Below are 19,241 nucleotides of genomic sequence, written 5' to 3'. Positions count from 1 at the left end.
ATTCTATTCTTGCTCAAAATAATTGTTCGATAAAGCCCGGCGGCAGTACTCCAAAAAGATCTGCCAGCATGTACATGGAGAAAAACAGCGTAACTGTAAATGCTACGGTATAGGCAATTTCTTTTTTTGCAGCGTTGGCATAAACACCGCGGATAGAACAGAAAAAGATCAAAGTCCAAATGATTTTAGCCGTCATAATTTAGCTCCTTTAGTTTTCAAAAGTTCCCTTGACAACGGCCTGCCCCTCATCTACCATCAGGCGGTCCCTGGCAAAAACTTTGTTTAAGGTTAGGTCGTCGTTCCAAACGATCAGGTCAGCGTCTTTACCTACGGCAATACGGCCTTTGTCTTCAAGCTTCAGGGCATCGGCAACATTGCAGGTTATCAGCTGTAATGCTTTGTCAAAGGGCAATACGCCGGCTTTGACGATACTCAGCATTTCTTCGTATAGATAACGTGGCGCAGCGGCAGTCAGCCCGATCAGTTCATTGTTTTCGTTAAATTTAGGCATGCTGCCGTTACCATCGCTGCTCAAGGTCAGACGTTCCAAAGGTACGCCTGCGTCTAAAGCCTGTTTAACAGCCTGAGGCACAGGGATAGCACTGCCTGTCATGCCGCAGGTCAGATCAATAATACCGCCCTGCAGTGCGAATTGGATAGTCTGTTTGTAAAGCATGGGATTTCGGTTGACATGAGTAGGACGGAACACACTGATCGGCAGCTCTGTAGTTTCAAGGATCTCAAGAACCGGTTCCAGACCGCGTTTACCGTCGCCCATATGGATGTGCAGCACGCCGGCTTTGCCGCTCAGCATACCGCCGATACGGGCTTCTGCTGCCAGGCTGGCATAAGCCTGTGTGCTGGGCATAGACGAACGGTGATCGCTCATTGCGACCTTGCCGCCCAATATTTTGTCGATCAAAACGATGTCACTGCGCAGAGTGCCGGTGATATGATTGCTGTCAGCAGGATAGGCTCCGGAATAGATCCAGGTGGAAATACCCTCTTCTTCTAGGCCACGGGCTTTCGCCAGCAGATTTTCCATACTGCGGGTCACGCCGTCAGTGCCAAGCAGCCCGATTACTGTCGTAGTACCTGCCGTTGTCAGCTGTGACAGCTGGATTTCAGGTACGCGGGTAGCAAAGCTGCCTTCGCCGCCGCCGCCCGTAATATGAATATGCTGGTCAATAAAACCGGTAGTGACTTTAGCCCCGCTGACGTCAATAACGGTGCAGTCAAAAGGCAGCTCGCCGATTGACGGAGCCATATGAACGATTTTACGTCCGGCCAGCAGGAGATCCTGGCAGCCTGTATCGGCAGGAGCGTAAATATGAGCATTTTTTATGAGTGTAAACATAGCTACCTCCATCAATATATAAATTAACTATTATCAATTCGCTTTAGCTGCTTATAATTCCTGCTGCCAACCAAGATTTTCTGCAGTGAAAGTAAAAAAAACTGTCGTTTTTGACATCGGGGATAAGCAGACTCTGGCTGGATGATGTAAATAATGCTGCACTTACCCCTTGCGAATACATATTTCTTATTTGAATCATATTATGAATATGTGATTTATAATTAACAGCAGATTAATAAAATATATTATTTTAAAAAATAATATTTACTTTCTGAAGAATATATGGTTAAATTCAAATGAGAATAGATTTAGGAGCGTCCGAAAGTGAAAAGACAAACAGGCTTTACTTTAGTTGAATTGGTGATTGTTATCGCAGTGCTGGGAATTTTAGCAGGTCTGGCGATTCCATATTTTATGGAAGCCCGCGAGGAAGCGGCGAAAAAGGAATGTCTGGCTAACCGGACGCAGATCATGCGGATGTTCCACGCTCAGCAGGCATCGAACTACAACGGGACACTGGTGGGATTTCTGGCAGAAGTTGTAAAAGAACCTAACGATAATAAATATTTTAATTTTGTCCCTAAATGTGCCGATAATGGCACTTACAGCGTCAGTAATGAAAAAGTAGTCTGTTCTATTGCTGAGCATAATGAAGCTAATGTCAGCGATGATGCCAGTGTTATAGATAATATTACGAATGACTTTCAAGAATTTCTTGATAAGTACGGCGCTATGACAGATCAGCAACTGAAGGATCTGGGCTGGTGGCCAACTTATGCCTCTGGTGCATTAGTAAAGACCAATGATGGTTTTAGAGAAGCTTATTATAAAGAAAAAGGAAAATGGCCCAGCGGAGTAGATTTAAATGGCAATACGATTTATTTTAAATTCCATTTAACTGCAGATGGCAGTTTTCTGACCTATGCAAATGGTAATGGCGATTTTAAAAATAGTGGAGATTGGGGCACTAATTATATATACGATTCTGCAGCTAAAAAATGGTATTATAGTCCCCAAGGGACGAATTTAGGTGGTATTTCCAACAGTGTTGACAAAGGTGGGAAAACGGAAGCGCAGATAATTGATAAAATAAAAAACGAAGGCTGGGAAGAAGTCACCCTGACAGGCAACACTTTCAGCAAATAACATGATTTGATAAATTAAACGATAAAACTCAGCGCTGAAGCGCTGAGTTTTTATTTATATCTGGATATTGATTTAAAACAAAAACACCCTTCTTTATTAAAAGAAGGGTGTTGCTCTTTGATGGTGCCTCAGCACAGAATCGAACTGTGGACACAAGGATTTTCAGTCCTTTGCTCTACCAACTGAGCTACCGAGGCAAAATGGCGACCCGGATGGGACTCGAACCCACGACCTCCGCCGTGACAGGGCGGCATTCTAACCAACTGAACCACCGGGCCATTGGTGGGGCTACATAAAACTTCTACCAAAATAAAAAATGGTGGGCGCTGACGGGATCGAACCGCCGACATTCTGCTTGTAAGGCAGACGCTCTCCCAGCTGAGCTAAGCGCCCGAATGGTGACCGGTAGGGGAATCGAACCCCTGATACCGCCGTGAAAGGGCGGTGTCTTAACCGCTTGACCAACCGGCCAAATTTTGGTGACCCATGTAGGCCTCGAACCTACGACACCCTGATTAAGAGTCAGGTGCTCTACCAACTGAGCTAATGGGCCGTCGTAATGTTGCTTATATAGAATACACGAAAATGGAAAGTTTGGCAAGAGTTTTTTCGCTGTTTTTCTAATTTTTCCTAAAACCGCAGGAAGCTGTTTTAAAAAAACGGTAAAATTGTGTATACATGTGGAAAGGATTGACGCTGACGTGTTAAAGAAGGTAAAATAAAAACAGTTAGCTTGTTGAACTAAATGAAGGCTTCCCCTAAAAATTTTTTGGAGGATTAAAACATGAAATATGATATCGCAATTATCGGCGGCGGTCCGGCGGGCCTGTCGGCGGCTATTACTGCCAGCAGTAAAGGACGGAAGGTAGTGGTGTTTGAGGCTCACGGTTTCAGTCCCCGTCTGCGCAGTGTCGAGCTTATCACAGATTATATGGGCTGTCCCGATATTTCCGGCAATGAGCTGATGGACAGGTTCATCGAGCATGCACGCCATATCGGTGCGGAGATTATCGAAGAAAAAATAGTTTCATTAAAAGAGAAAGCCGGTTATTTTGAACTGGGTACGCCTAACAGCCAGTATAATGCCGATACGGTAATTCTTGCTACGGGTATTTCCCGTTCCAGCCTGCTGCCGGGCGAAAAAGAATTTTTAGGCCGCGGCGTAAGCTACTGCGCCAAAGTCGACGGCGCTGAATACAAAGGTAAGCGCGTTGCTGCGATCGCCACTGTTCCTGATGCGATGGAAGAAATAGAATATCTGGCTGATATCTGCAGTGAAGTAATTTTTATTCCCCGTTTTCAGGGCTTCGTAGCTCCAAAACGCAAAAATGTAACGGTGGTCCTGGATCAGCCGACTGATATTACCGGTACCGACAGAGTAACCGGGCTGCATACCACTGGTGAATTTTTCAGTGTCCAGGCAGTCTTTATGTTCCGTGCTTCTGATCCGCTCAACAGCTTTTTGCCGGGTCTGCAGATGCGCGGCCGTTCTGTTCTTGTCGACGACCAGGCTGAAACAAGCATCGAAGGCGTTTTCGCCGGCGGCGACTGCACCGGTCAGCCCTGGCAGGTCAATCGTGCGGCTGGTCAGGCTCAGAAAGCCGCTATCAGCGCGATCAATTATCTGGCCAAACGTGACGGTTTGATTGAAACTTTTAAAGAATACAGCTGATTTTAAACTGAATAACAGTGATTTTACGGGCACGCCGATGTTCTTCGGCGTGTTCTCTTTCATATTATGGTAAATTGTGCTAAAATAAAGTTTGCGAAGTAATTCAACATTTGGAGGAATGAATAATGTTAGATATGAAATTTGTTAGGGAAAATCCTGAATTGGTTATGGACGCTATGCGTAAGCGTAACGCCAATGTGAACCTTGACGAATTTTTGGAATTGGAAAAGAAACGCCGTGAATTGACCCTGCAGGTCGAGGCTCTTAAAAGCCAGCGCAACGCAGCTTCTCAGGAAATCGGCAAAATGAAAAAAGCCGGTGAGAATGCAGATGCGCAGATGGCCGAGGTCCGTGCCCTGGGTGATAAGATCGCGGAAGATGATAAAGAGCTGAAGGATATCGAAGCCAGATTAAAAGAAATTCTGATGACGATTCCGAATATGCCGGCAGCAGATACACCTGTTGGCAGCAGTGATGCCGATAATCCGGTAGTGCGTACCTGGCGCGAACCGGCTAAATTTGCTTTTGAGCCTCAGGCTCATTGGGATATCGGCGAAAAATTGAACATCCTCGATGTTGAACGTGCCGGCAAGGTTTCCGGCGCCCGCTTTACTTTTTACCGCGGACTCGGTTCCCGGCTGGAACGTTCCGTAATCAATTTCTTTCTGGATATCCATACCGGTGAAAACGGCTATACGGAATTTTTCCCGCCGTTCATCGTCAATAAAGACAGTATGCAGGGAACAGGCCAGCTTCCTAAATTTGCTGAAGATATGTTCAAACTGGAGGGGCTGGATTATTACCTGATCCCTACTGCCGAAGTTCCGATCACGAATCTGCACCGCGACGAAATTTTAAGCGGCGACGATCTGCCGCTGTATTATACTGCCTACAGCGCCTGCTTCCGCGCTGAAGCAGGCAGTGCCGGCCGCGATACCCGCGGTCTGATCCGTCAGCATCAGTTTAATAAAGTAGAACTGGTAAAATTCACCAAGCCGGAAGATTCCTGGGACGAATTGGAAAAACTGACGGCTAATGCCGAAAAGGTGCTGCAATTATTGGAACTGCCGTATCGTGTCGTGCGTCTTTGCACAGGTGATATTGGGTTCAGTTCTGCTGCAACTTATGATTTGGAAGTGTGGCTGCCGGCGGCTAACTGCTATCGTGAAATTTCTTCCTGCTCCAATTTCCTTGATTTCCAGGCTCGCCGCGCTAACATCCGTTTCCGCCGCGACACTAAATCCAAACCGGAATTCGTACATACCCTGAATGGTTCAGGTGTGGCGGTAGGACGTACTGTTGCCGCTATTCTCGAGAATTACCAGCAGGCAGACGGCAGCGTTATCGTGCCGAAAGTCCTGCGGCCTTATATGGGCTGCGACGTTATCGAAGCACCTAAAAAATAAGTAGTTTTTGCAAACCCCTGCTTTTAATAAGCGGGGGTTTTCCATATTTAGGTATTTTGTGTTGTCAAATCAGCATAGATTACTATATTTAGTAGTGACTTATTTAGTAAAAAAATATTAAAAATCCTAAAAAACCAGTAAAATTTTAGTAAAAACAGACGTTAAGCGTGATTATCACGGTTTTGCCTGAAACTCCTCAAATTTTTTTCAATTTCTTTCATTTTCCTATTGTACTTTCAGTAATTTGTGGTAAAATCATATGAGTAAAATCAATGCTAAAGCAAGGGGAGAGTGGATATGAAGAAGGACATCTTTTTTCAACTTAGTCAAAATGCTGCAGAAAGGCTGGCAGAGCGCTTTGGAACGCCGCTGCTGGTACTTTCTTTAGAACAAATAGAAAAGAACTATCGCTTTTTGAAAAAGCACTTGCCGCGTGTGCAGCTTTACTATGCGATCAAGGCCAATCCGCATCAGCGGATCTTGGAACTGCTGCGTGACCTGGGTTCCTGCTTTGATGTTGCTTCTGACGGCGAGATCAGAACTCTGGCAGCAATGGGTATTGACGGCGAGCGTCTGATTTACGCCAATCCTATCAAAACCGGCGGCGGTCTGCAGGCCTGCTGTGACGTCGGTGTACATAAAATGACTTTTGACAGCGAAAGTGAAATCGTAAAAATGGCACAGGGCTGCCCCGGTGCTACGGTGCTTCTGCGTATCCGTATCGACAATTCTTCCGCACATGTAGATTTGAATAAAAAATTCGGCGTAGGCCGCGAACGCGCAGTAGAACTACTGCAGGCAGCACAGGCTGCCGGTCTTGACGCCGCCGGCGTTTGTTTCCATGTCGGCAGCCAGACGATGAGCGCCGATCCATATCTGAATGCGCTTGATCTGGCCCGCGAGATTTTTGAAGAAGCTGCCGCTGCAGGGATGCAGCTGCGGATCTTAGATATTGGCGGCGGATTTCCGATTCCCGAACCCAAGGTGCGTTTTAATTTAAAAGAAATGCTTAAACAGATCAACGCCCGTCTGGACGAAGATTTTCCCAATGTAGAGATCTGGGCGGAACCGGGACGTTTTATGTGCGGTACGGCTGTCAACCTTATTACCAGCGTCATCGGTGTTACTGAACGCGGCGGTCAGCCCTGGTATTTCCTTGATGATGGTTTATACGGAACTTTTTCCGGCGTTATTTTTGACCAGTGGGACTTTAAGCTGATCAGCTTTAAAGAAGGAGAAGAAGTGGAAGCCACTTTTGCCGGTCCCAGCTGTGATTCGCTGGATATCATGTTCCGCGGCAAACTGACTGTACGCCAGGAGGTAGGCGATCTGCTGCTGGTTCCTTCCTGCGGCGCTTATACTTCGGCTTCGGCGACGACCTTCAACGGTTTCAGTAAAGCCAATTTTATCGTTTGGGAAGATTTAAAAGACGAAATCGAGCCGCAGCCGCAGGCTGCTATGGTTGGCTGAACAACAGAATATCTTTGCTCCGGCTGTTTGCAGCCGGAGTATTTTTATTGCGGTGAGCAGGCGGTTGCAGCGGTAGTTTGACGAAGCGTTACAATTGCTTGTAACGCCTTGCTGCTTGTGATAAAATGTAAAGATAACATGGATAAGTGTTTGTATTTATCGTGGAGGCTTTCTTTTGCAGGCAGATCAGAAAAAAATGCCGCTTGTAGCGGCTATGCTCAAATATAAAAAAGAACAGGTCTATCCTTTCCACACGCCGGGACATAAAGGCGGCCGCGGAATGGAACCGCTTCTGGCTGGCGAGCTGGGAGCAGGCGCATTGCAGATGGACGTTTCGCTGATGGCGGAGCTGGATGACATCCATTGTCCTGAAGGCTGTATTGCCGCAGCGCAGACCCTGGCCGCACAGCTTTACGGCAGCGACCGCTGTTTTTTTGCTGTTAACGGTACGACGCAGGCCATTCAGGCAATGCTGATGACTGCTGTCAAACCGGGCGGTAAAGTTCTTATTCCCCGCAATGCTCACCGCAGTGTTGCCGGAGGGCTGCTTTTAGGTGATCTGGAACCGGTATACGTATTACCGCAGTTTGATGCGGTTTTTGGTATCAACACGCAGGTCACTGCCGGGCAGGTCGAAGAAGCTCTGCAAAAAGATCCTTCTATTAAAGCAGTGTTTCTGACCAGCCCTAATTATTACGGTCAGGCTGCTGATATTAAAACGATTGCTCAAATAGCCCATAAATATGGTGCTGCACTATTGGTAGATGAAGCGCACGGCCCGCATCTTGGTTTCAGCGAATTATTGCCGCCTTCGTCTATGGAGTGCGGCGCGGATGCCTGCGCGCAAAGCACGCATAAAATTTTGGGTGCTATGACGCAATGCTCGATGCTGCATGTGCAGGGCCGGCGCCTTGATTTAAAGCGGGCTGCTGATGTTATGAGCCTGCTGACGACAACCAGCCCCAATTATCTGCTGATGGCGTCTCTGGACGCGGCGCGTTTCCAGCTGGCGACAGGCGGCAGGCAGATGGCGGCACAGGCTGTGGCTGCGGCAGACAGATTGCGGCGGCTTTTACAGACCTTCAAGGGGCTGAAGCTGCTGACGGCTGATTGTGCCGGCAGTAACGGTATTGCCGGGTTTGACAGCACCAAGGTGACGGTCAATGTAGCCGCCTGGGGTTATACAGGTATTGAAGCCGGGGAAAAACTGCGGCAGGCAGGTGTTGCCGTAGAACTGACAGATGCCGATAACGTGTTATTTTTAGTTACCTATAGCGACGGCGGCGCTGATTATGATGCCGTACTCGCTGTGATACAACAGGTTTTTACCGAACTGGAAAAAAACAAAAAAACGCCGCGCCGTTTGACGGTCAGCCCACAGCTTCCTGCACCGCAGCAGGTGATGTCTTTACGGCAGGCCTTCGACAGCGCGAAGACCAGCATACCTCTGTGCCGTGCGGCCGGAAAAATCTGTGCCGAGCAGGTAAGCTTTTATCCGCCCGGCATACCGGTACTTTTGCCGGGTGAGCTGATTACGGAAGCGATCATCGCTTACTGTGAAAATATGAAAAACTTGAACCTGCCGGTCAGCGGACCCGCTGACGGCAGCTTGAGGGAAATACGAGTGGTGTTTTGATGAACAAAGGGTATTTTATCACATTGGAAGGCCCCGACGGCAGCGGCAAAAGCACGCAGCTGGAGCTGATCGCAGAGTACCTGAGGCAGAACGGACGAGAAGTTGTCTGCACCCGTGAACCGGGAGGCAGCGAAGCTGCTGAACGCCTGCGTCAGCTGGTGCTTGACCCGCAGCTGGCCATAGACGCGCGTACAGAAACTTTGCTGTATCTGGCAGCACGTGCTGATCATTTAGATAAGGTCGTGCGTCCGGCGTTAGCGTCCGGAAAAATCGTGCTTTGTGACCGTTTCAGCGATTCGACACTGGTTTACCAGGGCTTTGTTCGCGGTCTGCCGCTGCAGGAGCTGCTGCAGCTGAACACTTTTGCAACGGGCGGGCTGGAACCAGATTTGACGCTGCTGCTGGACGGAGATCCTCTGTTGCTTGCAGGCCGCAGGTCGCAGCGCGGTGTGACCGACCGTTTTGAAAACGAAGGACTTGCTTTTCAGCTCAAGGTAAGGCAGGGATTTGTCGAACTCAGTAAGGCCTATCCACAGCGGATCAGGGTCATTGATGCTTTGCAGGAACAGGAAAGCGTACGCGGCTGTCTGATCAGCGAGTTGGAGGCTTTACTTAAAGAGTAAGCGAGGAAAGGATGCCTATGTGGGACGATATTCTGGGACATGAACAGAATAAGGAATTTTTAGCCAGGCTGCTGCAGCCGGGTAACAGGCCGCATGCACTGCTTTTTTACGGCCCGGAAGGTATTGGTAAAAAGCAGCTGGCCTTGCGTTTTGCTAAAACATTCCTGTGCCAGAAGCCGGACGAACATCCCTGCGGCAGGTGCGAATCCTGCCGTCTGATCAATCTGGCAGAGCACAGCTTTGCCCATCCTGATTTTATTCTGGTGGAGCAGGAAGCTCCCGGGAAAGACCTGAAAATAGAACAGATCAAGGAAATGAGCAGGCAGGCCGCCTTTGCGCCTGCGCTTTCAAGCCATAAGGTATGCGTCATCGACGCTGCTGACAGGATGACGGTAGAAGCGGCGAACAGCCTTTTAAAGCTGCTCGAAGAGCCGCCGTCAAACTGGATGTTTATTCTGGTTGCGTCGCGGCTGGAACGCCTGTTGCCGACGATCCTTTCGCGGGTCATTCAATTACGCTTTGACCAGATACCCCTGGCACTGACACAGGAGGCTTTGAACAGGCTCGGGCTGGAACGCCCGGAACTGCTGGCCCGCCTGGCAGGCGGTTCGCTTGGCGCTGCTGTCAATTTGGCTGCTGCAGATGCCGTCAGCTACCGCGATCAGGCTTTGGAATTTCTGGAAGCCCTGCCGCTGGCGCAGCCCATGCGGTATGTAGCTTCGCAGCCATGGCTCGAAAGCTATGACAAACATGGCGGTTTATTATTTACGGAAATGCTGCTGTTTTTAGCCCGGGACGTTTTGCTTTGGCAAAACGGACTGGAGGAACAGATTTATAACTGTGACTGCACAGATAGATTACGGCGTTTGGCCGCCTCATGGCCCGCTTCGCATTTGAAGCAGGCGGCGGACATCGCCCAGCAAGCATATCAGGCCATCGAAAGCAATGCCGGCGCCAAGCTGGTTTTGGAAACGGTGGTACTTAAAACAGACATACTTCGGAAGGAGGAGAGATAGTGCCAACAGTTGTAGGTATAAGATTCAAAAAAGCAGGTAAAATATATTATTTTGATCCCGCACTCAGCAGCGTAACCCAGGGGGATCATGCCATTGTCGAAACTGCCCGCGGGGTAGAATACGGCGAAGTAGTAGTAGGGCCGCGCGAGGTCAGCGACAGTGAGGTGGTTTCGCCTTTGAAACCGGTGCTGCGCAAAGCTACTGATGAAGATGCCCAGAAAGTCGAAGAAAATATCGTACGCGAGAAAGAAGCTTTCAATATCTGCCTGCGTAAGATCACTAATCACGATCTGCCGATGCGTCTGATCGATGTGGAATTTACTTTTGACGTCAATAAAATCATATTTTATTTCACAGCCGAAGGGCGTATAGATTTCCGCGAGCTGGTCAAAGACCTGGCCGCTGTGTTTCGTACCCGGATCGAGCTGCGCCAGATCGGCGTGCGCGATGAAGCAAAAATGCTGGGTGGGATCGGCAGCTGCGGCAGGCCGTTGTGCTGCTCTACTTTTTTAGGTGACTTTGAACCGGTATCGATCAGAATGGCTAAAGATCAGAATCTGTCGCTGAATCCGGCGAAGATTTCGGGTATCTGCGGTCGTCTGATGTGCTGCCTGAAATATGAAAACCATATGTACTGCTGCAAAGAAGGCGGCTGTAAACGTAACTGCGGCAACGACCGTGTCGAGATCCCCAAATTGGGCTCGCTGGTAGTAACGCCGCTGGGAGAAGGCAAAGTAACAGGCATCAACCGCGCTATGCGTACGGCTTCCGTGCAGCTGACGCCCGATAACGTTATCCAGGTAGAATGGGACGAGATCGTTGATGCTTCCAAGGCCGATCCGATCTGAAATGAGTAAAGCTACAGAACGCTGCGATTCCCTGCCCGGCTGTAATTATGCGATCTGGCAGGACTCGGAAGAATTTTGTTTTACGACGGATGCTGTTTTTCTGGCAGCTTTCCCGCATTTGGTTAGGCAGGCCCGTGTTTTGGAACTTGGCGCCGGTACAGGGGCCATCAGCCTGCTGCTGGCAGCACGCGGTGCGGCTCAAGTAGTAGGCGTTGACTGTAATCCTCATGTAGTAGAGCTGATGCGCCGCAGCATTGCGGCTAACGGGCTGGAGGAATGTGTCAGTGCCGAGCTGGCCGATCTGCGGGAGCTGAAAGCGCTTTATCGTTCGGAAAGTTTCGATCTGATCGCAGCTAATCCGCCCTACCGTAACAGCGGTAAGGTTCGCCGGGTAGCGACTGCGGCTTGCCATGAACTGACGGCAACGCTGGAGGATTTCTTCCGCGCCGCCGCCTATCTGGTCAAATATCGAGGGCGTTTTGCCATTGTGCAGCTGCCCGAACGGTTTACGGAATGTATGGAACTGGCGCTTAAATATGGTCTGCAGCCGAAAAAACTGCAATGGGTACATGCCTTTGCGGATAAGCCCGCCTGGATCTTTCTCATGGAAATGGTCAAAGGCGGCAGTTACGGACTGGAGGTTTTGCCGCCGCTTATTATGTATAATGAGGACGGCAGCCACAGCAAACAGACTTTGGAGTATTACGGTATGGCGGAGGAGGCAGAATAATGGCAGGAATTTTATATTTGTGCGCGACGCCGATCGGCAATCTGGAAGATATGACGCCCAGGGCGCAGAGAATGCTGGCCGAGGCGGATATTATCGCTGCCGAAGATACCCGTCATACACTGCAGTTATTGAACCGTTTCAATATCAAGGGACGGCTGGTACGCTATGATGAGCACAGCAAAGAACGGCAGGGAGCTTATCTGCTGGACGAACTGCTGTCCGGAAAAAATATCGCTTTAGTCAGTGACGCCGGGTTTCCCGGTATCGCTGATCCGGGCGAACAACTGGCCAGACTGGCGATCGATGCCGGCGTGCAGGTAGTGCCTGTACCTGGTGCCAACGCCGCGTTATGCGCGCTCATTGCTTCAGGTCTGCCTGCCTCACCGTTTTTTTTCGGCGGATTTCTGCCCAAGAGCAAAAAAAACAGGCGGCAGCAGCTGGAAGAATGGCAGTATCTGCCGGCTACGATTATTTTGTACGAAGCGCCGCACAGGATCGAACAGGTGCTGAAGGAAGTGCTGGAGGTCTGGGGGGACAGACAGCTGGCAGCAGCGCGTGAGCTGACCAAGCTGCATGAGGAGTTTTTCCGGGGCACGGTCAGTCAGTGCCTGACCTGGCTGCATGAAAATAAGCCCCGCGGTGAATTCTGCCTGGTCATCGCCAGAGGCCTGGAACAGCCGCAGCCTGCGCAGGAAGCAAAGGATCCGCTGGCGCAGGTACAGGAACTGCTGGCTCGCGGCGTCGATAAAAAAACGGCGCTGGCGCAGGTTGCTAAAGCAAATAAGATTCCCAAACGGGAATTATATAATAAATTAATTTCAGAAGAAGAAGGGATCAACATATGACAAAACCAACGTTTTATATCACCACCCCGATCTATTATCCCAGCGATAAACTGCATATCGGTCATGCTTACTGTACGACTATCGCCGATACCGTGGCCCGTTATCACCGCGCCAAGGGCGAAGACGTCTTTTTTCTGACCGGCAGTGACGAGCATGGTCTGAAGATTCAGCGTAAAGCTACGGAGATGGGTGTTACCCCGATACAATATGTTGACGAGATCATCGCAAATTTCAAACTTTTATGGCAGCGCCTCAATATCACCAATAACGATTTTATTCGTACCAGCGAAGAACGCCATCATAAGGTTGTGCAAAGTATTTTGCAGAAAATCTTTGAACAGGGCGATATTTATAAAAAGAATTATGAAGGCTGGTACTGTGTACCCTGCGAATCCTACTGGCTGGAGCGTCAGCTGGTCGATGGCAAATGCCCCGACTGCGGCCGTCCGGTAGAGCGTATGGAAGAAGAAAGCTATTTCTTTAAGCTTTCCAAATATCAGGACCGTCTGCTGGAATATATCGAAACTCATCCCGACTTCATTCAGCCTGTGGCACGCCGCAACGAGATGATCAACTTCATCAAACAGGGACTGGAAGATCTGAGCATCACCCGCACCACCTTCGACTGGGGCATCCCTGTGCCTTTTGACAACAAACACGTTGTCTATGTCTGGTTTGACGCGCTGCTCAACTACTTTACCGGTATTGGTTACGGCAGTGATCCGGAAAAATTCAATAAATACTGGCCTGCTAACCTGCATCTGGTCGGCAAGGAGATCGTGCGTTTCCATACTATCATCTGGCCGATCATGCTGATGGCTATGGGTGAAGAACTGCCGAAACAGGTTTACGGACATGGCTGGCTGGTAGTTGAAGGCGACAAAATGTCCAAATCCAAGGGCAATGTCATTGATCCTCTGGCGCTGATCGACGAATTTGGCGCCGATGCTATCCGTTATTTCCTGCTGCGCGAGATCAACCTCGGCAGTGACGGCAATTTTTCGCGCGACGCGCTGATCACCCGCATCAACGCTGATCTGGCCAATGACCTTGGCAACCTGCTGCACCGTACGGTCAGCATGATCGAAAAATATCACGGCGGCGTGATCCACAAAACCGCCTGCAGTGATCCTCTTGATGACGAGCTGATCGCCCTGGTCAATGAAACTGTTGCGAAATATCAGAACGCTATGGACCATATGGAAATCAACACGGCGATCAAAGCTCTGTGGGCGCTTATCAGCCGTGCCAATAAATATATTGATGAAACAGGCCCCTGGCTGCTGGCAAAAGATCCCGCCAAAGCAGCGCGTCTGAAAACAGTTATGTATAATCTGGCAGAGGTATTGCGCATCGTCGCTATCCTTACAAGTCCTTATATTCCTTCTACCAGTCCCAAGATCTATACCCAGCTGGGCCTCACTGCTCCCGAGCAGTTCCTGCTGGCCGATACCGCCTGGGGCGGGCTGCCTGACGGCACCAAAGTGCAGAAGGGTGAGCCGCTGTATCCGCGTATCGAGATCACTGAAAGCGGAGAAACTGTTATCGCCGCTACCAAAAAGACTGCTCCGGCCGCTAAACAAGCAGTTAAGGCCGAAGTAAAAGCTGAGGCCAAAACGGAAAGCAAAACCGCGGCAACAGAAGAAATAACTATCGATGATTTTATGAAGATAGATCTGCGCGTAGCTACCATTACCGCAGCAGAGCGCGTACCTAAAACCGATAAGCTGATGAAGCTTGAGGTCAGGATCGGCGAAGAAGAACGTACCATCGTTTCCGGGATCGCGCAGCATTATACTGCCGAAGAGCTGATCGGCCGCAATGTTATCGTGATCGCCAACCTGAAAGCTGCAAAACTGCGTGGGATCGAATCCCGCGGGATGCTGCTGGCCGCCTCTGACGGAGAAGGTAAGCTGGTGCTGGCTGATGCCCCCGATATCGCTTCCGGGAGCAAGGTGAAATAAGATGTCACGTACAGGACTATTCGATTCCCATGCCCATATGGACTCGGACTATTTTACCGATGACCGCGACGCGCTGCTTACACAGCTGCAGGAAGAACTGGACGGGATCATCAATCCCGGCTGTGATGAGATCACGTCGGGTTTCGCTGTAAGTTTAGCTGAAAAATATGATTTTATGTATGCCGCTGTGGGCTGGCATCCTGAAGACCTTGAGGGTATTTTGGATAACAGCTATCTTGACGAGCTGGCAGCCTGGGCCGTCCACCCCAAGGTAGTAGCCATCGGCGAGATCGGCCTCGACTATTACTGGAAGGGCAACGAGCCGAAGGACGTGCAGAAGCGCCGTCTTTTAGAACAGCTCGATCTGGCCAAACAGTTCGACCTGCCGGTGATCATTCACGACCGCGATGCGCACGGCGATATCCTGGAGATCTTCCAAAAAGAAGTCACAGGTGTGCGGGCAGTGTTCCACTGCTATTCCGGCTCACTGGAAATGGCGAAGGAACTGCTTAAGCGAGGATTTTATCTTGGTTTTGGCGGCACCTCTACTTATAAAAATGCCGCAAAAGTGCGCGAGGTCCTGCAGTATGTGCCGGATGACCTGCTGCTGTTTGAAACAGATTCACCTTATCTGACGCCGGTGCCTTATCGCGGCAAGCGTAATCAGCCGGGTTATACCGAGCTGGTAGCACGCAATGCGGCCGAAGTGCGCGGCACGACCTTTGAAGCGCTGGCAGCGCAGACTACTAAAAATGTCAAAACTCTTTTTAATAAAATAAAATAAAATACAAACTGCCTGTTTGTTTTTCGCAAACAGGCAGTTTGTATTTTAAGGCTGTTATTTTCCAGAAGTCAAAACAAGTATCTGTGTCCACAGTAGTTTTTACGTTTTTGTTTTTTGTGCAAAAGCTTATGTGTGTTTAAGGGCGACAGTTTGACAGAAAATTTTTCTTTATGGTAAAATTATACGTCTTTAAAAGGAGGTACAATTTATGCCTAATAGAAAATCATTATATAGAGCAATGGAAATTTTGCCGCTGCTGTTAGTGGTAGTTTTAGTTTTCAGCGCTATTTGTCTGGCTAACAGCAAAGAAATAGTTTTGCGTTACGACGGGCAGGAAAAAGTAGTGACCACTATTCTTGAAGATCCCCGTTCTATTTTGGAAGAGTCCGGCGTCAAGGTCGGCAAAGAAGACCGCATACTGATCTCTCCGGCAAATGCCGAAAAAAAGACCATGGAAGTTATTGAGCTGAAACGCGCTCTGCCTGTAACGATCGAAAAATATGGCGTCAGCAAAAAATTCTATACCGGTAAAGCAACTGTCGGCGAGGCGCTGGATGCCCTGGCGATCAATTATGAAGGCAAAACAGTCTATCCTGCTGTTGATACGCCGATCACTTCCGACCTGGAGATCCATATTTTAGGGCGTTTTGATGAGCTGCATGAAGAAGAGCAGCCGATCGAGCCGCCTGTGGAGTTTGTTGATAATCTGGAAAAGCCGTATGGTGAGAATAAGGTGCTGGAACCGGGCGTACCCGGCAAGATGAAGGTGACCAGAAAAACTACGCTTAAAGACGGCCTGTTCCAAACTCATATCATCAGCAAGACAGTGCTGGAAGAGCCTAGACGTGAGCTGGTAGAGCGCGGCATGGCCCGTTCTATCGAAACTTCGCGCGGGCGGATGCGTTATAATAAAGTTATGACCATGGAAATCACCGCCTATACCTTGGGTGAAGGCAGCGGTACCGGACGAACTTCGATAGGACTGGTGCCTTACGAAGGTATCGTGGCCGTTGACCCGCGGGTTATCCCGTATTATACTAAACTGTATATCCCCGGTTATGGCATTGCCATGGCCGGCGATACCGGCGGCGCTATCCGCGGCAATCGGCTGGACGTGTTTATGCACGACTGGCACAGAGCCATTCAATGGGGACGCCGTACCTTAGACGTATATATCTTAGAGTAACGGAGGCGCGGACTTGCTGAAAGAAGTTCTCGTAGTAGAAGGAAAAATGGATACAGTGGCGATCAAACGCGCCCTGGAAGCCGATACCATCGAAACAGGCGGTTTTACCTTAGCGCCATATACCCTGCGGCAGATCGAAGCCGCATATAAAAAGCGGGGCATCATTATCCTAACTGACCCGGACGGTGCCGGCGAACGTATCCGCCGCTTTCTGACGCAGCGCTTTCCCGAAGCGGGGCAGGCCTTTGTACCTAAAGCGGACGCTACGGCGCACAATGATGTGGGCATCGAGCAGGCTCAGCCTGAGGCGATCCTGGCAGCGCTGAGTAAGGTGCGCCACCATGAATATAAGCCTGACAGCGAATTTACCAGCCAAGACCTGTGGCAGAACGATCTGGCCGGAACAGGCAGTGCGGCGTATCGCCGTGATAAAATGGGCGCTTTGCTGGGCATCGGCTACGGCAACGCCAAAAGGTTTTTAGAGCGGCTCAACAGCTATGGGGTCACCCGCAGCGAATTTGACGAGGCGCTTGCGCAGTTAGGAGAACAGCATGGATAAACCGATCATTGCCAGACGCGAAGTCACCAATCATATATTGCACACCTTTAAATTAAAAGCGGATAAAAGACTGGGACAGAACTTCCTGATCGACGAAGAAGTCGTACGCAGGATCGTTGCTGCTGCAGAACTGTCTGAGGACGACACGGTTTTAGAGGTCGGCCCCGGTATAGGCACTTTGACGCAGGGACTGGCGCAGAGCGGCGCCAGGGTCGTAGCAGTCGAGCTGGATAAAAGGCTGCTGCCGGTGTTGGCAAAAACACTGGAAGGCTACGATAATGTGCGTATAGAAAACGGCGATATCCTGGAAGTCGATATCAAAAATATTGTTGGCGCGCCGACCTTTAAGGTGGCGGCTAACCTGCCTTATTATATTACCACGCCGATCATTTTCAATCTGCTGGAACAGCGCCTGCCTATGGAACGGCTGGTTGCCATGGTGCAGAAGGAAGTAGCCGAGCGGATGGTCGCGAAGCCCGGCGGCAAAGATTACGGCGCTTTGTCAGTTTCGATTCAATATTATACTGAGCCGGAGATAGCCTTTATCGTACCGCCGGAATCCTTTATCCCGGCGCCCAATGTCGACAGTGCCGTCATTGTCTGCAAACGCCGCACCGTGCCTCCGGTCGAGGTCTGCGACGAAAAACTGTTCTTCAAAGTCGTAAAGGCGGCTTTTTCCGTACGCCGTAAAATGCTCAGTAACGCTCTCAAAAATATGGGCATCAGCAGCGTACAGGCTGCGGCATGGTTGGAACGTGCCGGTATCGACCCCAAGCGCCGGGGCGAAACGCTGTCGCTGGCAGATTTTGCCAGCCTGACCAACTGCTTTAAAGAAGTGCTGGCAGAAACAGAAGCATCAAAATAACAGTTGACAGCACAAGTGTCATCTTGGTATAATCTAATCAGATGAAACGTCCGGCCTTCGCGGTCAGACATTGCCCCTCTGCTAAGGCGGTGGGGTTTTTATTTTATATAGGGGGATCCTATGGAATATGATAAACCATTTAAAACTTATCGCGAACAAATAGATATTTTAAAAAATCGTTATGGACTTATTATAGAAGATGAGGATTTTGCTGAAGCTGCGTTAAAATCACTTACTTACTATGATCTTGTTAATGGTTACAAAGATTGTTTCATGGAAAAAGAACGGTTTATTGAAGGAATGACAATAGACTTTATATATCTTTTTAGTTTAGTAGATAAGGGAATACAATCTATCCTGTTCAAATATAGTACTATTGTCGAAAATTCGTTTAAGACAAAGCTGGCTTATGTTTTAGCCGAAAATCTTGGTGTGCATCAGGATGAATATCTAAATGAGCGTTGCTTTTATAAATCGTATAATAATAAGTTGTTTTTTTCTGATTTTAAAAGACATTGTAATGATATTTATTCAGGTGTAAAACCTATATCACAGCCAACCAAACATTATATGCAAAAACATAACCATATACCGCCGTGGATATTGTTGAAAAATGTTTCTTTTGGTAATACGATTAATCTCATAAGGCTGTTACAAGCATCGGAGCAACAAAAACTTATCCAAATGTTACTGCCTGATGCCGCGATCCCCTACAATAACAAAGTTGAATTTACTATTTCTTCATTAAATATCATCAGGGAATATAGAAATAAAATAGCACATAATTTGAAATTTATTACATTTAAACCTACAAGAAATAAATTGAGCCCTACCATAACTACAAAAATCGTTAGCAAAAATCTTTTGAGATGGAAGGATATCAATAAAAATAAAGTTGCTGTTCATGATATTTATGCGTATATTTTGGCGCTTGATTTGTTATTAGGTGATAATTATATAAGAAGATGTTTTTGCAGAGAATTATTGGGACTGTTTGAAGCAACGATACTGTTGGAGGAAGAAGTGTTTCGAGCAATAGGTATGCATTATTTTAAGATCACAGGTATTCCGGAAAATATTGGTGTTAGGTTGACTAATTATATGAAAGAAATAACAAAATAAAAAATAATCAAA

18 protein-coding genes and 5 tRNA genes are annotated in these 19,241 nt (G+C 48.7%); 16 read left to right on the top strand and 7 right to left on the bottom strand.

The window, feature by feature from the left end; genetic code table 11:
• Positions 1-13 precede the first annotated feature (13 nt).
• Positions 14-196 carry a hypothetical protein gene (locus PFJ30894_RS01990; RefSeq protein WP_021717074.1) on the bottom strand — a complete coding sequence of 61 codons (183 nt, stop codon included), beginning with the start codon at positions 194-196 and terminating at the stop codon, positions 14-16.
• A gap of 12 nt (positions 197-208) precedes the next feature.
• The gene (iadA, locus tag PFJ30894_RS01985) at positions 209-1,357 is read right to left on the bottom strand and encodes a beta-aspartyl-peptidase (protein ID WP_197714967.1); all 1,149 of its coding nucleotides are present in this window, start codon (positions 1,355-1,357) and stop codon (positions 209-211) included.
• Between the two features lie 324 nt (positions 1,358-1,681).
• Between iadA and PFJ30894_RS01980 the strand changes: the two genes are divergently transcribed.
• Complete coding sequence (locus tag PFJ30894_RS01980; protein ID WP_125668896.1) at positions 1,682-2,503, top strand: prepilin-type N-terminal cleavage/methylation domain-containing protein; 822 nt, start codon at positions 1,682-1,684, stop codon at positions 2,501-2,503.
• Positions 2,504-2,624: 121 nt separating this feature from the next.
• Here the strand turns inward: PFJ30894_RS01980 and PFJ30894_RS01975 are convergent.
• The 5 genes from PFJ30894_RS01975 to PFJ30894_RS01955 all read right to left on the bottom strand — a co-directional run bounded on the left by PFJ30894_RS01975 (position 2,625) and on the right by PFJ30894_RS01955 (position 3,056).
• Positions 2,625-2,700: transfer RNA gene (locus PFJ30894_RS01975), tRNA-Phe, on the bottom strand.
• 4 nt (positions 2,701-2,704) lie between these two features.
• A tRNA-Asp gene (locus PFJ30894_RS01970) sits at positions 2,705-2,781 on the bottom strand.
• A gap of 39 nt (positions 2,782-2,820) precedes the next feature.
• Positions 2,821-2,896 (bottom strand) — tRNA-Val (locus PFJ30894_RS01965).
• Positions 2,897-2,899: 3 nt separating this feature from the next.
• Positions 2,900-2,974, bottom strand: a tRNA-Glu gene (locus PFJ30894_RS01960).
• Between the two features lie 6 nt (positions 2,975-2,980).
• Positions 2,981-3,056: transfer RNA gene (locus PFJ30894_RS01955), tRNA-Lys, on the bottom strand.
• A gap of 231 nt (positions 3,057-3,287) precedes the next feature.
• Between PFJ30894_RS01955 and PFJ30894_RS01950 the strand changes: the two genes are divergently transcribed.
• From PFJ30894_RS01950 to PFJ30894_RS01880, 15 genes are all read left to right on the top strand, one after another.
• On the top strand, positions 3,288-4,175 hold the full coding sequence (locus tag PFJ30894_RS01950; protein WP_021717837.1) for an NAD(P)/FAD-dependent oxidoreductase: 888 nt from the start codon (positions 3,288-3,290) through the stop codon (positions 4,173-4,175).
• Between the two features lie 125 nt (positions 4,176-4,300).
• A complete protein-coding gene (gene serS, locus PFJ30894_RS01945; protein WP_021717836.1) occupies positions 4,301-5,581 on the top strand; it encodes a serine--tRNA ligase in 1,281 nt (426 codons plus the stop codon).
• 297 nt (positions 5,582-5,878) lie between these two features.
• Positions 5,879-7,051 (top strand): type III PLP-dependent enzyme, encoded by a 1,173-nt coding sequence (locus PFJ30894_RS01940; protein ID WP_113078174.1) that lies wholly within the window; start codon positions 5,879-5,881, stop codon positions 7,049-7,051.
• A gap of 175 nt (positions 7,052-7,226) precedes the next feature.
• On the top strand, positions 7,227-8,687 hold the full coding sequence (locus PFJ30894_RS01935; protein WP_231997927.1) for an aminotransferase class I/II-fold pyridoxal phosphate-dependent enzyme: 1,461 nt from the start codon (positions 7,227-7,229) through the stop codon (positions 8,685-8,687).
• Positions 8,687-9,310, top strand: a complete 624-nt coding sequence (gene tmk, locus PFJ30894_RS01930) for a dTMP kinase (protein ID WP_046430768.1) — start codon at positions 8,687-8,689, stop codon at positions 9,308-9,310. The genes PFJ30894_RS01935 and tmk overlap by 1 nt, the downstream gene beginning before the upstream one ends.
• Before the next feature lie 17 nt (positions 9,311-9,327).
• Entirely contained in the window at positions 9,328-10,326 is a 999-nt protein-coding gene (locus tag PFJ30894_RS01925; protein ID WP_167457005.1) for a DNA polymerase III subunit, read from the top strand.
• The gene (locus tag PFJ30894_RS01920) at positions 10,326-11,174 is read left to right on the top strand and encodes a PSP1 domain-containing protein (RefSeq protein WP_113078172.1); all 849 of its coding nucleotides are present in this window, start codon (positions 10,326-10,328) and stop codon (positions 11,172-11,174) included. The genes PFJ30894_RS01925 and PFJ30894_RS01920 overlap by 1 nt, the downstream gene beginning before the upstream one ends.
• Before the next feature lies 1 nt (position 11,175).
• The gene (locus PFJ30894_RS01915) at positions 11,176-11,904 is read left to right on the top strand and encodes a tRNA1(Val) (adenine(37)-N6)-methyltransferase (RefSeq protein ID WP_044491698.1); all 729 of its coding nucleotides are present in this window, start codon (positions 11,176-11,178) and stop codon (positions 11,902-11,904) included.
• Entirely contained in the window at positions 11,904-12,749 is an 846-nt protein-coding gene (gene rsmI / locus PFJ30894_RS01910) for a 16S rRNA (cytidine(1402)-2'-O)-methyltransferase (RefSeq protein WP_125668894.1), read from the top strand. Before PFJ30894_RS01915 ends, rsmI begins: the two co-directional genes overlap by 1 nt.
• On the top strand, positions 12,746-14,713 hold the full coding sequence (metG, locus tag PFJ30894_RS01905) for a methionine--tRNA ligase (protein ID WP_125668893.1): 1,968 nt from the start codon (positions 12,746-12,748) through the stop codon (positions 14,711-14,713). Before rsmI ends, metG begins: the two co-directional genes overlap by 4 nt.
• Position 14,714: 1 nt before the next feature.
• Entirely contained in the window at positions 14,715-15,497 is a 783-nt protein-coding gene (locus PFJ30894_RS01900) for a TatD family hydrolase (protein ID WP_113078169.1), read from the top strand.
• Between the two features lie 208 nt (positions 15,498-15,705).
• Complete coding sequence (locus PFJ30894_RS01895) at positions 15,706-16,683, top strand: 3D domain-containing protein (RefSeq protein ID WP_113078168.1); 978 nt, start codon at positions 15,706-15,708, stop codon at positions 16,681-16,683.
• Positions 16,684-16,696: 13 nt separating this feature from the next.
• The gene (gene rnmV / locus PFJ30894_RS01890) at positions 16,697-17,242 is read left to right on the top strand and encodes a ribonuclease M5 (protein WP_046430774.1); all 546 of its coding nucleotides are present in this window, start codon (positions 16,697-16,699) and stop codon (positions 17,240-17,242) included.
• On the top strand, positions 17,235-18,107 hold the full coding sequence (rsmA, locus tag PFJ30894_RS01885; RefSeq protein WP_125668892.1) for a 16S rRNA (adenine(1518)-N(6)/adenine(1519)-N(6))-dimethyltransferase RsmA: 873 nt from the start codon (positions 17,235-17,237) through the stop codon (positions 18,105-18,107). The genes rnmV and rsmA overlap by 8 nt, the downstream gene beginning before the upstream one ends.
• Positions 18,108-18,227: 120 nt before the next feature.
• On the top strand, positions 18,228-19,229 hold the full coding sequence (locus PFJ30894_RS01880) for an Abi family protein (RefSeq protein WP_125668891.1): 1,002 nt from the start codon (positions 18,228-18,230) through the stop codon (positions 19,227-19,229).
• The last annotated feature ends 12 nt before the right edge of the window (positions 19,230-19,241 follow it).

The sequence above is a fragment of the Phascolarctobacterium faecium genome (assembly GCF_003945365.1).
Classification (GTDB): Bacteria; Bacillota; Negativicutes; order Acidaminococcales; family Acidaminococcaceae; genus Phascolarctobacterium; species Phascolarctobacterium faecium.
The sequence above is the reverse complement of the archived record's forward strand: the minus strand, read 5'-3'. Positions and strand labels throughout refer to the sequence as shown.

Bases quoted from the DNA above. Each gene is read 5' to 3' on its own strand.
- PFJ30894_RS01990 (WP_021717074.1), bottom strand. From the start codon at position 196: ATGACGGCTAAAATCATTTGGACTTTGATCTTTTTCTGTTCTATCCGC.
- iadA (WP_197714967.1), bottom strand. From the start codon at position 1,357: ATGTTTACACTCATAAAAAATGCTCATATTTACGCTCCTGCCGATACA.
- PFJ30894_RS01950 (WP_021717837.1), top strand. From the start codon at position 3,288: ATGAAATATGATATCGCAATTATCGGCGGCGGTCCGGCGGGCCTGTCG.
- serS (WP_021717836.1), top strand. From the start codon at position 4,301: ATGTTAGATATGAAATTTGTTAGGGAAAATCCTGAATTGGTTATGGAC.
- PFJ30894_RS01940 (WP_113078174.1), top strand. From the start codon at position 5,879: ATGAAGAAGGACATCTTTTTTCAACTTAGTCAAAATGCTGCAGAAAGG.
- tmk (WP_046430768.1), top strand. From the start codon at position 8,687: ATGAACAAAGGGTATTTTATCACATTGGAAGGCCCCGACGGCAGCGGC.
- PFJ30894_RS01925 (WP_167457005.1), top strand. From the start codon at position 9,328: ATGTGGGACGATATTCTGGGACATGAACAGAATAAGGAATTTTTAGCC.
- PFJ30894_RS01915 (WP_044491698.1), top strand. From the start codon at position 11,176: ATGAGTAAAGCTACAGAACGCTGCGATTCCCTGCCCGGCTGTAATTAT.
- rsmI (WP_125668894.1), top strand. From the start codon at position 11,904: ATGGCAGGAATTTTATATTTGTGCGCGACGCCGATCGGCAATCTGGAA.
- metG (WP_125668893.1), top strand. From the start codon at position 12,746: ATGACAAAACCAACGTTTTATATCACCACCCCGATCTATTATCCCAGC.
- PFJ30894_RS01900 (WP_113078169.1), top strand. From the start codon at position 14,715: ATGTCACGTACAGGACTATTCGATTCCCATGCCCATATGGACTCGGAC.
- PFJ30894_RS01895 (WP_113078168.1), top strand. From the start codon at position 15,706: ATGCCTAATAGAAAATCATTATATAGAGCAATGGAAATTTTGCCGCTG.
- rsmA (WP_125668892.1), top strand. From the start codon at position 17,235: ATGGATAAACCGATCATTGCCAGACGCGAAGTCACCAATCATATATTG.
- PFJ30894_RS01880 (WP_125668891.1), top strand. From the start codon at position 18,228: ATGGAATATGATAAACCATTTAAAACTTATCGCGAACAAATAGATATT.